The organism is Mycobacterium venezuelense, from assembly GCF_054919535.1.
The window spans coordinates 54,791-68,577 of the sequence record NZ_JBONDW010000006.1 but is presented as its reverse complement, the minus strand read 5'-3'; the positions used below and the strand labels follow the sequence as shown (position 1 = coordinate 68,577).

11 protein-coding genes are annotated in these 13,787 nt (G+C 64.6%); 6 read left to right on the top strand and 5 right to left on the bottom strand.

Annotated elements, in window-relative coordinates; genetic code table 11:
• The first annotated feature begins 6 nt into the window (after window positions 1–6).
• Genes ACRCUN_RS11485 through ACRCUN_RS11470 form a run of 4 tightly spaced genes read left to right on the top strand, consistent with a single transcriptional unit; the run spans window position 7 to window position 4,698 of the window.
• Window positions 7–1,629, top strand: coding sequence for an acyl-CoA synthetase (locus ACRCUN_RS11485; protein ID WP_462141768.1), 1,623 nt, complete (start codon window positions 7–9; stop codon window positions 1,627–1,629).
• Window positions 1,626–2,462 carry an amidohydrolase family protein gene (locus ACRCUN_RS11480; protein ID WP_462141767.1) on the top strand — a complete coding sequence of 279 codons (837 nt, stop codon included), beginning with the start codon at window positions 1,626–1,628 and terminating at the stop codon, window positions 2,460–2,462. Before ACRCUN_RS11485 ends, ACRCUN_RS11480 begins: the two co-directional genes overlap by 4 nt.
• Window positions 2,462–3,505 carry an acyl-CoA dehydrogenase family protein gene (locus tag ACRCUN_RS11475; RefSeq protein ID WP_462141766.1) on the top strand — a complete coding sequence of 348 codons (1,044 nt, stop codon included), beginning with the start codon at window positions 2,462–2,464 and terminating at the stop codon, window positions 3,503–3,505. The genes ACRCUN_RS11480 and ACRCUN_RS11475 overlap by 1 nt, the downstream gene beginning before the upstream one ends.
• A gap of 2 nt (window positions 3,506–3,507) precedes the next feature.
• A complete protein-coding gene (locus ACRCUN_RS11470; RefSeq protein WP_462141765.1) occupies window positions 3,508–4,698 on the top strand; it encodes an acyl-CoA dehydrogenase family protein in 1,191 nt (396 codons plus the stop codon).
• 65 nt (window positions 4,699–4,763) lie between these two features.
• Here the strand turns inward: ACRCUN_RS11470 and ACRCUN_RS11465 are convergent, their stop codons facing one another.
• Both ACRCUN_RS11465 and ACRCUN_RS11460 read right to left on the bottom strand, forming a co-directional pair.
• On the bottom strand, window positions 4,764–6,077 hold the full coding sequence (locus ACRCUN_RS11465) for a hypothetical protein (protein WP_462141764.1): 1,314 nt from the start codon (window positions 6,075–6,077) through the stop codon (window positions 4,764–4,766).
• Window positions 6,078–6,562: 485 nt separating this feature from the next.
• Entirely contained in the window at window positions 6,563–7,153 is a 591-nt protein-coding gene (locus ACRCUN_RS11460; protein ID WP_462141763.1) for a CGNR zinc finger domain-containing protein, read from the bottom strand.
• A 108-nt stretch (window positions 7,154–7,261) separates the two neighbouring features.
• Here ACRCUN_RS11460 and ACRCUN_RS11455 point away from each other — a divergent pair, with 108 nt between their 5' ends.
• Window positions 7,262–8,152: an alpha/beta fold hydrolase gene (locus ACRCUN_RS11455; protein ID WP_462141762.1), complete on the top strand. Its 891-nt coding sequence runs from the start codon at window positions 7,262–7,264 to the stop codon at window positions 8,150–8,152.
• A 110-nt stretch (window positions 8,153–8,262) separates the two neighbouring features.
• On the opposite strand, the gene ACRCUN_RS11450 is transcribed toward ACRCUN_RS11455, so the two are convergent.
• Complete coding sequence (locus ACRCUN_RS11450; RefSeq protein WP_462141761.1) at window positions 8,263–10,587, bottom strand: MMPL family transporter; 2,325 nt, start codon at window positions 10,585–10,587, stop codon at window positions 8,263–8,265.
• Between the two features lie 104 nt (window positions 10,588–10,691).
• On the opposite strand from ACRCUN_RS11450, the gene ACRCUN_RS11445 reads away from it, so the two are divergent.
• The gene (locus ACRCUN_RS11445) at window positions 10,692–11,282 is read left to right on the top strand and encodes a TetR/AcrR family transcriptional regulator (protein ID WP_462141760.1); all 591 of its coding nucleotides are present in this window, start codon (window positions 10,692–10,694) and stop codon (window positions 11,280–11,282) included.
• On the opposite strand, the gene ACRCUN_RS11440 is transcribed toward ACRCUN_RS11445, so the two are convergent.
• A complete protein-coding gene (locus tag ACRCUN_RS11440) occupies window positions 11,279–12,511 on the bottom strand; it encodes an amidohydrolase family protein (RefSeq protein ID WP_462141759.1) in 1,233 nt (410 codons plus the stop codon). The two genes, ACRCUN_RS11445 and ACRCUN_RS11440, sit on opposite strands and share 4 nt — an antisense overlap.
• Window positions 12,512–12,602: 91 nt before the next feature.
• The gene (locus ACRCUN_RS11435; RefSeq protein WP_462141758.1) at window positions 12,603–13,751 is read right to left on the bottom strand and encodes a thiolase family protein; all 1,149 of its coding nucleotides are present in this window, start codon (window positions 13,749–13,751) and stop codon (window positions 12,603–12,605) included.
• Window positions 13,752–13,787: the final 36 nt, after the last annotated feature.

The window sequence follows — 13,787 nt, the reverse complement described above, 5'->3', positions numbered from 1 at the left end:
GCGACCATGGCCGAATGGACGATCGGTGCCGTCGTCGACGCCATCGCCGATGCGGTGCCCGACCGGGAGATGACGGTGTGCGGTGCTCGCCGCACGACATTCGCGCAGGGCGCGGACCGGACGCGGCGGCTGGCCAACTTCCTGTCCGGACACGGCCTGGGTGCGCACCGCGAACGCGGCGAGCTCGATCGCTGGGAGTGCGGGCAGGATCGCGTCGCAGTCATCATGCACAACGATCAGTACCCCGACATGGTCATCGGCTGCCTGAAAGCGCGCACCGTGCCGGTGAACGTCAACTACTACTACTCGCCGCGCGAGGTAGCCGAACTGCTCGCCTACCTCCAGCCGCGCGCGGTGATCTATCACCGGTCGTTGGGCGCGAAGTTCGCCGACGTGCTGCCATCACCTGGCGCGCAGTTGCTCATCGCCGTGGACGACGGCCCGGGCCCCGACCTTCCCGGCGCGATTGCGTTGGAAGATGCGTTGGCCCATTCCAATTCGGACTGCACACCGCACACGTCGCCGGATGATCTGCTGATGATCTGTACCGGCGGAACCACCGGGCGACCCAAAGGCGTTATTTGGCGCCAGGCCGACATCTACGTGTCGTCGATGAACGGCGCCGATCACGTAGCGGTGTCGGAAATCCACGACAAGGTCGCCAATGCCGGGCCGCCGTGGTTCGCCGTGTCACCGTTGATGCATGCCGCGGGCATGTGGACGGCGTTCTCCGGACTGCTCTCCGGCCAGACCGTCGTATTGCACGACACCAAGCCAAAATTCGACCCGCGCGCGGTGCTGGAAACCGCCGAGCGCGAAAAGGTCGGGCTCATGACCATGGTCGGCGATGCGTACGCGGCGCCGATCGTGGAAGAACTTGGCAGGCGGTCCTACGACCTGTCTTCGATGTTCGCCATCGGCACCGGTGGCGCGGCCACCAACCTCAAACACCAGCGCGCACTGCTCGACCACATCCCGCAGATCACCCTGATCAACGGATTCGGTTCTTCCGAGACCGGCAACATGGGATTCGGGCACAGCCAGCGTGGCACGCACGCCGAGACATTCCAGCTGCGGGCCGGGGGGCTGGTATTGGCCGAGGACTACTCCCGATTTCTCCAGCCGGGTGAGACCATGGTGGGATGGGTCGCGCGCAATGGCCGAATCCCCTTGGGGTATTTCAACGATCCGGACGCGACCGCGAAGACCTTTCCCGAGGTTGAAGGGCAGCGCGTGGTCATCTCCGGTGACCGGGCAGCGTTGGATGCCGACGGCACCCTGCGGTTGTACGGCCGTGACTCGCTGGTGATCAACACCGGTGGCGAGAAGGTGTTCGTCGAAGAGGTCGAAGAGGCTCTGCGTGCGCATCCGGATGTCGCCGATGCGCTCGTGGTCGGCCGGGCCAGCGAGCGGTGGGGCGAGGAGATCGTGGCGCTGGTCGCGTTGCGCGACGGTTCCGCGGTCTCGGGGGAGGCACTTCGGGAACACTGCTCGTCGCGGTTGGCGCGGTTCAAATCCCCCAAGGAAGTGCAGTTCGTCGATCAGGTTCGCCGGCTCGGCAACGGCAAGGCCGACTACCGCTGGGCCAAGGCCCAGGCGGCACGCGACGATGGGAAGGTTCGGGCATGACCCCCAAAGTGATCGACTGTCTGGCGAATGTGCACTTCGGCGAGACGCAGAATCAGCCGACGTTCATGAAAAAGGTGCGCGACGACTACTTCAAGGGTCCGAAGTCGATGTACGACCCGATCGACTTGTCGGAACTCCTCGATGAGATGGACACCCACGGTGTGCGCAAGGCGATCCTGATGGATTCGCTGACCAAACCGTCGGTGACGGCACGCAAGTTTGTCGAGGCCCACCCGGACCGGTTCGCCCTTGCGATGGGCGGGGTGAACCTGCTGCGACCGATGCCGTCGCTTCGCGAACTTGCTGCGGCAGCTAATGACCTGCCTGTCGCCTATGCCGTTGTGGGGCCCAGCTTCTGGGCCGACGGGCAGTATCCGCCGAGCGACGCGGTGTATTACCCGCTGTACACGAAATGTGCCGAGCTCGAGTTGCCGCTGTGCGTGAACACCGGGATTCCGGGCCCGCCGATTCCTGGTGAGGTGCAGAACCCGATCCACTTGGACCGGGTGTGCGTGCGGTTCCCCGAACTCAAGTTGTGCATGATCCACGGGGCCGATCCCTGGTGGGACATCGCGATCCGGATGTTGATCAAGTATCAGAACCTGCGGCTCATGACGTCGGCTTGGTCGCCGAAACGGTTGCCGGAGAGCCTGTTGCACTTCATGCGCACGCGCGGGCAGACCAAGATCATTTTCGCGTCGGACTTCCCGGTGCTGCGGATGCAGCGCGTGGTGCCGGAGGCGTTGGCACTCGACCTACCGCCGGAAGTCCTCGACAACTACCTCTACAACAACGCCGCGGAGTTCTTCTTCGGCGAGGAGAAGGAGATCTGATGGATCGTTTCGAGTTGCGCAGGCTGGATTACAGCCTGAGCGAGGACCACCTCGATCTGCAGACCGCGTACAAACTGTTTTTCAAGACCCACTGCTCGATCGACACGGTTCGGGCCGCGGAACCGGGCGGATTCGACAAGAGCTTGTGGGAGCGGTTGTGTGCCATGGGCGCCACGACGATGGCGCTGCCGGAATCCGTCGGCGGGGACGGCGCGACGCTCGTCGACCTGACCTTGGTTGCCGAGGAGATCGGTCGCTCCTTGGCGCCCGTGCCGTGGATCGACCACATCGTGGCGGCCCGTTTGCTCGCAGCGCTCGGCGCGCTGGAGTCCGAAGACATCCTCAACGGAACACAACTCGTGGCATTCGATCCGCAGCAGGTTGCGCCGTCCGGAACCCGGCTGATACCGGCCGGGTCCATCGCTGACCAGATCGTCGTCCGGGACGGCAACGACGTGGTGAAGCTGAGCTTCGACACCCGTCCGGCCAAGGTGGACAACATCGGCAAACTGCCGATGGCATGGGTAGACCCGGCCGTCGCGGACAGCCGCACCGTCGTCGCAAGCGGATCGGACGCGCTCGCGGCCTACCAGCGAGCCCTGGATGAATGGCGACTGCTCACCGCTGCGGCATTGGTGGGGCTCGTCGAGGAGACCATGACGATCGCCGCCGAGTTCGCCAAAACCCGCTACACGTTGGGTGTTCCGATCTCCACGCTGCAGGCGATATCGCATCCGCTGGCGAACATGGCGATCACAGTCGAAGGTGGGCGCGGGCTTTCGCGTCGCGCAGCGTGGTTCCTCGACAACGAACCCGACGAGCGTCCCGAACTCGCGCCGTCGGCGTTCGTGTTCATGGCCGAGGAGGCCTCGAAAGCCGCCACCATGGCTGTCCACATCCAGGGCGGGCTCGGTGTGTCGGCGGAAGCCGCGGCGACCGCCTACCTCGTCCGGGCGAGAGGCTGGGCACTTGCGGGCGGAGATCCCGCCGCCACGGCCGTTCACATCGCCGGAATCGTCGCCGCACGCGAAAGCAAGGACTAGACATGGATTTTTCACGGGTTGAGCTCTCCGCGGAGGACGCTGCGTTTCGCGACGAGGTGCGGAGCTTTCTGGCTGCCCAGGTCACCGAGGACGTCATCCGGCGTGACCGGGAAACCGGCGACAACTTCGATGAGGTCGTGCATCTGGCGCTCGGCGCAGCCGGCTATCTGGAGAAGGAATGGAAGGCCGAGGCCGACGGCGGGTTCACCCGGGTGCGTCGCCGGATCTGGGAGCTGGAGAAGCGTCGCGCCGAAGTGCCCTGGGTGACATGGGGTACCACGTCGATGGTGGCCCGCTCGGTTGCCAAATTCGGATCACCCGAACTCAAGGACGAGGTCATGCCTCGGGTGTTCGACGGCACCGTCCGGCTCTGCTTGGGCTACACGGAACCCGAGGGCGGTTCGGACGTCGCAACGTGCAAGACCCGGGCGGTGCGCGATGGCGATGCTTGGATCATCAACGGCTCCAAGATGTTCACCACAGGCGCACACAACTGCCAGTACGTCTTCCTGATCACCAACACCGATCCTGAAGCGCCGAAACACAAGAGCCTGACCATGTTTCTGGTTCCGCTCGACTCGCCGGGCATCGAGATCCAGGGCATCCGGACCGTCGACGGCGACCGCACCAACATCGTCTACTACAGCGATGTGCGCATCGACGACAAGTATCGGCTGGGCGAGGTCAACGGTGGCTGGGCGGTGGTCCGTGAGCCACTCGACGCCGAGCACGGCGCCGTGGCCGCGGCTGTCGACGGACTTGCCGACGTGTCGATCATGATGCACCAAGCCGGCTTCATGGCCGAGGCCGCCGACAACGTCGCCGCGTTGCTGGCAAAGCCAGATGCGAACGGCCACCGTGGGATTGACGACGCTTCCGTGGCCTATCGGCTGGGGCGTAGTCACGCCCGCATGGAGGTGGCGCTGTCCAGTCCGAGCATCTTCGGGCGCGTCGCGATCGCTCAGACCATGCGCGATATCGCGCCCGATCTCATGGACATCGCCGGATCGATATCCGCACTGCCGATCGGGGCCGACGGGGGAGCCGACGATCGCAGCGAGTACGTGTACCGATTCGCGCCGCTGGTCGGCATCTACGGCGGCACGCTCGAGGTGTTCCGAAACATGATCGGGCAGTACGTGCTCGGGCTCGGCAGGCCCAACTATTCGCCGCCGAAGGCGAAGGCTTCCTAGCGCGACCACACACATAGGTACCGGGAACGTGCGTTCCCGGTACCTACGCGTCTGCTCAGCGGTTTTCAGTCACTGTCTTTGGAGTCGGTATTCGACCCGCCAGAGCCTGCCTCACTAGTCTTGGATCCGGGCTTGTCGGACTTCGGCCTGGCGTCGGGCTTGTCCTCGGCCTTCTTCACAGTCTTTCCGGTCTGTCCGTCCGCGGCGGACTGTCGGTCAGACGTGGCGTCTTTCGCTTTGCCTCTCGGCTCGGTGTCCTTGTCGCTTGCCGGCGTGGCCGCATCCTTGATGGGCTTGTCTGTCTTCTCGGGTGTGATTTCCTCACCTGTCTGGGTGCCGGGCGTCAACGATTCGACGGTGTTCTGGACCTTCTCGGTGACCTTCTCAACCGTCGTGGCCACGGTGCTGCCGACCTTCTCGGCCACAGTGCGTGATTTAGCGGCCTCGTCGGATCGAGTATTCGCGCCGGCGCTCACCTCGTCCGCCGTCTCGTCGACGGCGGACGAGACCTTTTCGGCCACTGCCTTGAACGCCCCTTGAATGCTCGGGGTCTCGCCCGATGAGATCGATGAAGTCGAGGGCTGCAGCGAGATGGCGCCTGTCGTCGACACCGTCGGTGTACTGGCCGATTGCGTGATCGCATCGATCAGCGAGTCGATGACGTAACGGGTGACGCCGGCGACGCCCGTCGGCGCGTCCTCGTCATCCTCTGGGTAACCGATGAAGTACGCCTGTGTGAGCCCGGACGGGATCGAATCTTCGCCGAACACCTGATCGCTCACACCGAGTAGCGCGTTGCCGATCACCTGGTTGATGCCGCCGGTGAACGCGTCCTCGATCACCTGCGACGGCACCGAGTCCGGTCCGAAAATCGCATCGCTGGCCGCCACCAGGACAAGCCCCGCGATGCCGGGCACCCCATGCGTGACGTAGGTGTCAAGCAGCACCGACGGCAGGGAATCTTCGCCGAACACCTCGTCGCTGACGGCAAGAGCCACGTAGGCCACCGCTTTGGGGGATCCGCCGGTGATGTACGCCTGCAGCAGGCCGCCGATGAAGTCCACCGGATCGTCGACGACAAGCGCAGTGTTGTCGGCCGCGGCGGGCTGGTCTTGCGCCGGAATCACTTGCGGCAGCGCTGTCGTGCCCGCGTCGATCTGATTGACGAGCGTCAATCCTTGCAGCAGGCTCGCCGGATCTACTACGAGCGGCTGGTTCGACGCGGTGAGGGTGACATCGGTTGTCGACAATCTGGTGCTCGTCTGCGAGACGACCTGTTGGTCCCGCGCCGACAACGGTGGCGTAATCGCCGGTACCGCAACAAGAACGCCGGCCGCAGCCAACGCCGCTCCAGCGGATAGATACGGTTGTATGGCCATGTGGATGTTCCCCCCAATGTCGATATATGACAAAGGGAACATAAGGCAAAGTCGCGTCAAATGCGCGGCTCCGTTGATTATTCAGCTTTCCTTCATGCGGATTTCTGGCACGTGCGCGATGGCGCGGCGCGTCAGCATGGTGAAAATATCTGCGAAGCCATGTGTTTCGGCTGAAGACTCGCCGGCAAGACGCTTCGTCTGTCAGCGCCCAAGGTGCTGTTTAGCTTTTGCCCCGAGCGGTATGTGGAATTTCAGACGGGCTTCAGCAAATTCCGAGTATCGGGGTGACGATGGCTCGCATCTGCAGGTTCCGTACGACACGGTAGGCGTCGGAAAACCCATACACCATGCATTTGTTACCCAACCCACGGTCGGCGGTGACGTGCGACCTGTGCCACGGCTTGACGGTCGGTGGTCTGGGGTTGTCATGGTGACGAGTGAGCGGATGGCTCGACGTCGCGCCTCGGCCCGCGGCCATGAGTTCTCTAGGCGTGCTCCCTGTGGCGTGAGACTTTCTCGCGGTTTCCGCAGATCTGCATGCTGCACCAACGGCGCTTGCCGCCGCGTGACGTGTCGAGGAACAGCCACTCACAGCGAGGGCAGGAACGCAGCCTTTCGCGCGGCAGGGTGTAGAAGCCTTCGATCGCGAGCATCGCCAGGACGGCCGCGACGGCGTCGGGGTCTCGCCAGCGGGTAAGTGCCAGCCGGGGTCTCGTGCAGTCCAGTTTGACCGCATTTAGGGCAAGTCCGCGTGTGGCGGACGTGAAAAGTACTGCCAACGCGTCCGCCGCGGGCGTCGTATCCGCCGCGATCGCCCCGAAGATCTCGGCTGATGCCTCCCGTACCGCGTGGATCCGCTCCACGAATGATTCGTCTGCTATTCGGGTGACTGCCGCGGCCTCGCGCGCGCTGGCAATCCCTGAGGCTTTGAACCAGTTTCCGATGTCGCGGGTGGTTTTCAACAACTCGTTGTCAGCTTCGGGCGCCCGCCGGTCGAAAACGGCGTTCGCGAGGTCGAGGGCGGGATGGCCACCGATGAAATGCTCGGGCACCCATTTCGTCTCTACGTCCGACACGACTGTAACCCCACTTCGCATGTTTAGCAGTTACAGCGAGCGGTAACCGCTATAAGGAGCTTATCCGGTAGGCGGTACCGCCGCCATGTCCGACAAGGAGAAGAGGAAATGCACAGCTCACGCCACAAGACCCGTCACGAGACGGTCGACGTCCACGGCTTGGACATCTTCCACCGGCATGCCGGAGACCCGACGATGCCGACGATCCTCCTGCTGCACGGCTATCCGAACTCGTCTTACGCCTATCGCAACCTCATCGAGCCGTTGGCAGAAGCCGCCTATGTCGTTGCGCCGGATCTGCCCGGTTCCGGATTCTCCTCCGCGCCCTCCTGCGACGCATTCGACTACACCTTCGAGAACCTCGCCGACACGATCGACGCCTTCCTCGATGCGCTGGACGTCGAGAGTTTCTTCCTGTTCGTCACCGATTTCGGGACGCCCGTCGGCTACCACCTCGCCACGCGCCGGCCGGACCGGATCCGGGGCCTTATCGTGCAGAACGGCAATACCCACGACGAGGGGCTCGGGCCGGATTGGAACGCGCCGAAGGCATACTTCGCCGATCGCACCGAGGCGAACCGGGCGAAGCTCACCGAATGGATGAATTTCGAGACAACCCGATACCAGTACGTCGGCAATCAGCCGGAGCGCGTGGCATGTCTCTATCCCCCGGAGGGCTGGCACCTCGACTGGGAGCGCCTGTCGCGGCCGGGCATCACCGACATTCAGTTCCAGATCTTCTCCGACTACGGGTCACACATCGCTCGGTTTCCGACCATCAGGTCCTACCACCGCGATCACCAACCGCCATGCCTTCTCCTGTGGGGCCGCCACGACCCGTTCTTTGACCTCAACGAGATCATGGCCTACAACGAGGTGCTCGATTCGCTGGAAATCCATGTATTCGAGAGCGGCCATCAGCTGTTGGAAACCCATCCCCGGGAATGTGCCGATCTCGTCGCCGGCTTCATGCACGGTGTCGAGGCCGGACGGCTGTAGAGACTGAACCGGAGATTTACTCACCTTGTGGCGAGCAGACACGCGGATACCCGAGAACGCGCGTTCCCGGGTACCCACGCTGGGGGCACCTCCCGCTTGCGGGGGACTGCTCAGCGGTGGACCAGGCGCGATGGCTCGCCTGCCGACAGCTGCCGGTTGAGCTGGTCGCCTTCGATGTCGAGATCGGGCAGCACCTGCTCGAGGCGCTTGGGCAGCCACCAAGCGCGGTCGCCGAGCATCGACATCACGGCGGGCACCACCGTCATCCGCACCACGAAGGCATCGATCAGGACACCGAAGGCCAGCGCGAAGCCGATCTGCTTGATCATCGGATCGGCGTTGAACACGAACCCGGCGAACACCGACATCATGATGACAGCCGCTGCGACGACGACGCGGCTGGCCTGCGCGAACCCGTGGGTGACGGCGGTGTCGCCGCGGTGCCCGTGTACGTGCGCTTCCTTCATCGACGACACCAGGAACACCTCGTAATCCATTGCGAGGCCGTACAGCACGCCGACCACGATGATCGGCAGCAGGCTGAGGATCGGTCCGGTGGCGCTGAGGCCGAACAGCTCCTGGAACCAGCCCCATTGGAACAGCGCGGTCGTGGCGCCGAACGTGGCGAGCACACTCAGCAGGAATCCGAGGGTGGCCTTCACCGGCACCGCGATCGAGCGGAACACCACCAGCAGGACCAGCAGTGACAGTCCGACGACGACACCGATGTACAGCGGAACGGCTTCGGCGAGACGGTCCGTAGTGTCGACGCCCATCGCGGTGATGCCCGTGACCCCGAGGTCGACGTTGCGTAGTTCGGCCAGGGGACCGGCGTGCGCACGGATGTCGCGGACCAGTTGTGCGGTCGCGTCGTCGGTGGGGCCGTCGGCGGGGACCACGGAGAACAACGCGAATTCCTCGTCGTCGCTGACCTTTTGCAGGCTCACCGATTCGACGCCGGGCAGACGCTGCAAATCGCTGTTGGTGTTCACCAGGTCAGCGGTCGACAGCTTGGTGTTGCCGGCGCCCGGCTCGGCGACGACGATCAGCGGGCCGTTGTATCCGTCGCCGTAGTGGGTGGCGACCAGATCGTAGCTCGCGCGCTGTGGCGTGCCCTCGTTGTAGCTGGAGCCCGCGGGCAGCCCCAGCGACATGTTGAGCGCGGGCAATGCCAGCAGCGCAGCGACGACGACACCGCCGATCGCGACCGGCACGCGGTGGCGCAGCACGGCGCCGACCCAAGCCGTCGCGAAGCGGTGATTCGAATTGTCTTGTCCGGATTGGCTGTTGCGGGCCTTCTCGGAGCAGATCCGCTCACCGACGAGTCCAAGCAGCGCGGGCAGCAGCGTCAGCGACGCGATGACCGCGACGACCACGGTGCCTGCCGCGGCAAGAGCCATCGGCGTCAGCAGGGAAATCCCGACCACGGTCAGCGCGACGAGCGCGATGACGACCGTCGTGCCCGCGAAAACCACGGCGCTCCCCGCCGTGCCAATTGCACGGCCAGCTGCCTCGGCGGCACTCAGTCCCTTGTCGAGGATCAGGCGACGCTGCCGGTTGACGATGAACATCGCATAGTCGATGCCGACGGCGAGGCCCAGCATCAACGCGAGAACTGCGGTCATCGACTGCATGTTGACCAGATGCGAGAACAGGAACGTTGCGCCGACACCGACGGCAACCGAGCTGAGCGCGGTGGCCAGCGGCAGGCCTGCGGCCACGAGCGAGCCGAGCGTGATGATCAGCACGAGTGCGGCGACCGCCAAGCCGATGACCTCGCCGGCGCCGACGAGTTCGGGCATTTCGACCATGCTTGCCGAGGGCAGCACGTCGATGTCGGTGTGCGCCACCGCGTCACGTGCGGCGTCCACGGTGTGCTCGACCGTGCCGGTGGGCAATTCGGCTGTCTGCTTGTCGAATTGGAACTGATACAGCGCGGCCGCACCGTCGGCGGATATCAGGACACCGGGTACCGGCTGTCCGTTCATGACCAACGGCCGGGGAGCGTCTGCGGCTGCAGGCGCGGCGGTCTGTGTCTTGGCGATGGCCGCCGACGCGGCCAACGTCGGGCTCGCCGGGCCCTTGGCCAGCTCGGCCTGTGCCAGCTTGGCCGGATCGAGTACGTGGTCGGTATGCGACACCGCGTCGACCGCACGCAGCAGTGCCGCGCGGTTGTCGCCGTCGTCCATGCGCTGGCCCTCAGGGGCTGCGAACGCGATCAGGCCCTGACCACCGGACGATTCCGGCATGCGCTGCGCGAGGTCGTCGATCACCTCTTGTGCTGGTGTGCCGTTGATGCGCATCTCGTTCGAGATCTTTGGTGGGTTGAGCACCAGGAACCCGGCCACGACCCCGATCAGCGCCAACCAGCTGCCGATGACGAGCCACGGGCGGCCGAACGCGAAGCGTCCCAGGCGGTATAGAAAGGTCGACATATAAGTGAGAGTAGGCTCCCAATATGGGAGTCAGCTATCATTTGTTGCCAAGCCCACCACCGGCGTACCGACATGACCTACGCCACGTCCATTGAACTGGAGAAATGACCGCACGTACCGATCGTCGCCGCTCAGACGCATACGCGAACGAAAGTCGAATCATCGCCGCCGCACGCGAAATCTTCGCCACGGACGGGGCGGCCGCCACCCTTACTCAGGTGGCGGCTCGGGCCGGAGTGGGTAACGCGACGCTGTACCGCCATTTCCCCAACCGGCAGGCGCTCGCAGCAGCGGTGTATGAAGACGTATTCGCGACCGAGATCGAGCCGGTGGTCCTCGAATTGGTCGACAGTGACGCGCCGCGCGAGGCGTTCATCGATGTCATAGAGCGCATGGCCGAGCTCATGTATGCACAGCGTCCGTTGCTGCCGTCGCTGGATCACCTGACCGCTTTGACATCCCGGCTGTTCGGCAGGAAGCGTGAACTCCTCGCGGCGGTGGTCAGGCGAGGCCAGGAGGTGGGCGAGCTACGCACTGATCTCACCGTCGAAGATGTGCCGACCTTCGTCGCGATGGTGACCGCGGCGTCGGTCGCCCTCGAGCAGCCCCCGGCGCTGCGGCGTCGCTATCTGAGCCTCATGCTCGACGCGCTCAACCCGGCCGACGCTCAACCGCTTCCGCCGTTGCCGGACTAAGTGCCGGCAAGCGCGGGCGGCCTGGTGGCCTCGGGGTCCGGGTTGGCGATCGGCAGGCCCATGAACCGTCGAGCGTTGTCGCCCATGAAGTCATAGGTGCGTCGCAGGTCCATGCCTTCGGCGTACTTCCAGAATCCCTTAGGCTCGGCCAGTCCCTCGGGGTGCGGGTAGTCCGAGCCGAAGAGCACGCGGTCCCACCCGACCGTCTCGACCACATCGGACACGCAGCCCTCCCAGAACGGGCTGACCCAGATGTTGCGCCGGAACACGTCATGTGGGTGTTCGGGGAAGTTCTGCGGCATCTTCTTGTAGAGGTCGGCGAAATCCTGGAACAGCGGGAAGATCCAGCTGCTGCCGTTCTCGACACTGGCGATGCGAAGTTTGGGGAATCGGGTCAGCGTGCCGTGGCAGATCAGTGCGGTGATCATGTCGGCGATCTCGCGGTGGCCCAGCACCATCCAGCGAAAGGCGCTCTGGGTCATGAAGTTCTGCGTGTAGGGCGGCTCCCACTTGCCGACGTAGTCGTCGAGCGGCGGGAAGCTGGCATGTAACACGATCGGCAATCCGGCGGCTTCGACGTCGCGCCAGAACGGGTCGAACTCGGGCAGGGCGGGGGAGCGCCAGCCGTGCAGACCGTTGACCGGGCCCGGCTTGATCAACGCGACCCTGGCGCCGTTGGCCAGGATGTACTCCAATTCGCGTTGCGCGGCGTCGACTTCGGACAGGTTGATGATCGGCGTGGAGAACACCCGGTTGTCGAAGTTGTAGGTCCAGTGCTCGAGGATCCATTCGTTGAGCGCGTGGATGATCGCGAGAGTCAGCTGTGGGTCGTCGGCGCTGGAGTGTTCGACGAGGCTGCCCAGGGTCGGGTAGTTCAACGCCTCGACGACGCCTTGCCGGTCTAGTTCGGCGATGCGGTCCTCGGGGTTGCGGGTGGCCGCGGGCGCCTCGATGGCCTTGCCCTGCATCTCCCGCAATGTGAGTCCTTCGGTGTTCTCACCGGCGAAGAACTTCTCGTGCGCGCCTGGCGCCGCGACCCGTTCGAACGTCGGGTTGGGGATGAAGTCCGTGACCCGGTTGTTGATCACCACTCGGGTCTGGCGGCCGATCTGGGCGTACTGGACGGCGCGCCGGTAGCGCTCGGGAAGGAACTTCGTCAGCGCATCGACCGTCTCATACATGTGCTGGTCGGCATCGAATATCGGTGCGTCTCTGAACTGTTCGGTCATGGTGTGAGGTTCCTTTTCTCAGGCGAGCAGACGCGAATGTCCCCGAAAGCTCGGCGTGTCGGGTACATATGCGTCTGCTCGGCGAGCACAGTCACAGTGTCAGGACAGTCGCGCCGGCGGTGCCGGGCGCGCCGTAGAGTTGCGCGAAGCCGACCTTCGGTTCACCGGGCACCTGGCGGTCGCCGGCTTCGCCGCGCAGCTGGCGCACGAGTTCGTGGATCTGGCGCAGACCGGACGCGCCGATCGGTTCGCCGTTGGCGATGAGCCCGCCGTCGGTGTTGACCGGAAGCGAGCCGCCGATCTCGGTGGCACCGTCGGCCAGCAGCTTCTCCTGATCGCCGTCGGCGCAGAAGCCACACTCGGCCATGTGGATGATCTCCGCACCGGCATCGGTGTCTTGTAACTGCACCACATCGACGTCTTCCGGTGCGACACCGGCCTTTTCGAACGCGGCGCGCGCGGCGTACACCGTCGGCGCGGCATCCTCTTCGACGGGCGCGCACGTGGTGTTGACCTCGTAGGCGCCGTAGCGGCGGGTGCGGACCTCCACTGCTTTCAGATACACCGGTTTGTCGGTGTAGCGGTGCGCGATGTCGGCGCGGCACATCACCACCGCGGCGGCGCCTTCGTCGGGTGCGCAGAACATGTATTGCGTCAGCGGGTAGTTGAGCATGGTCGAGTTGAGGATGTCGTCCTCGCTGATCGGCTTACGCCGGAAGGCGTTCGGGTTCAGTGCTCCGTTGCGGAAGTTCTTGGCCGCGACCCTGGCCAAGGTGCGCTGGGAGATGTTGTGATCGTGCAGATAGCGATTGGCCTTCATTCCGAAGAACTGGGTGGTGAGATACTGGCCGTTCTCGGCGTACCAGCTGGGCATGCCCACCAATGCGGGATCCTCGGTGAAGGCGCCGCGCGGGTGCTTGTCCAGTCCGACGGCGATGCCGATGTCGTAGTCGCCCAGGCGAATACCGTCCGCGCATACCTTGGTGGCGCTGGCCGCCGTGGCGCACGCGTTGAACACATTCGTGAACGGGATTCCCGATAGGCCGACCATGCCGACGATGGCGTCCGGATTGGCCACGGTCCAGCTGCCGCCGGCGGCGGCGCCGATGTCCTTCCATTCCACCCCGGCATCGGCGACCGCGGCGAAAATCGCGTCGACGCCCATCTGCATGGCCGACTTACCCTCGAATCGGCCGAAGGGGTGGATGCCGACTCCGATGATCGCGACGTCGTTGGTCATCGGTCGGCCCCTTCGGGTGTGAAGGCGAAGGTGATG

What these genes read in the sequence shown, in the direction of transcription:
- ACRCUN_RS11485 (WP_462141768.1), top strand. Translation starts at nt 7, where the DNA reads ATGGCCGAATGGACGATCGGTGCCGTCGTCGACGCCATCGCCGATGCG.
- ACRCUN_RS11470 (WP_462141765.1), top strand. Translation starts at nt 3,508, where the DNA reads ATGGATTTTTCACGGGTTGAGCTCTCCGCGGAGGACGCTGCGTTTCGC.
- ACRCUN_RS11455 (WP_462141762.1), top strand. Translation starts at nt 7,262, where the DNA reads ATGCACAGCTCACGCCACAAGACCCGTCACGAGACGGTCGACGTCCAC.
- ACRCUN_RS11435 (WP_462141758.1), bottom strand. Translation starts at nt 13,751, where the DNA reads ATGACCAACGACGTCGCGATCATCGGAGTCGGCATCCACCCCTTCGGC.
- ACRCUN_RS11475 (WP_462141766.1), top strand. Translation starts at nt 2,462, where the DNA reads ATGGATCGTTTCGAGTTGCGCAGGCTGGATTACAGCCTGAGCGAGGAC.
- ACRCUN_RS11440 (WP_462141759.1), bottom strand. Translation starts at nt 12,511, where the DNA reads ATGACCGAACAGTTCAGAGACGCACCGATATTCGATGCCGACCAGCAC.
- ACRCUN_RS11480 (WP_462141767.1), top strand. Translation starts at nt 1,626, where the DNA reads ATGACCCCCAAAGTGATCGACTGTCTGGCGAATGTGCACTTCGGCGAG.
- ACRCUN_RS11445 (WP_462141760.1), top strand. Translation starts at nt 10,692, where the DNA reads ATGACCGCACGTACCGATCGTCGCCGCTCAGACGCATACGCGAACGAA.
- ACRCUN_RS11465 (WP_462141764.1), bottom strand. Translation starts at nt 6,077, where the DNA reads ATGGCCATACAACCGTATCTATCCGCTGGAGCGGCGTTGGCTGCGGCC.
- ACRCUN_RS11450 (WP_462141761.1), bottom strand. Translation starts at nt 10,587, where the DNA reads ATGTCGACCTTTCTATACCGCCTGGGACGCTTCGCGTTCGGCCGCCCG.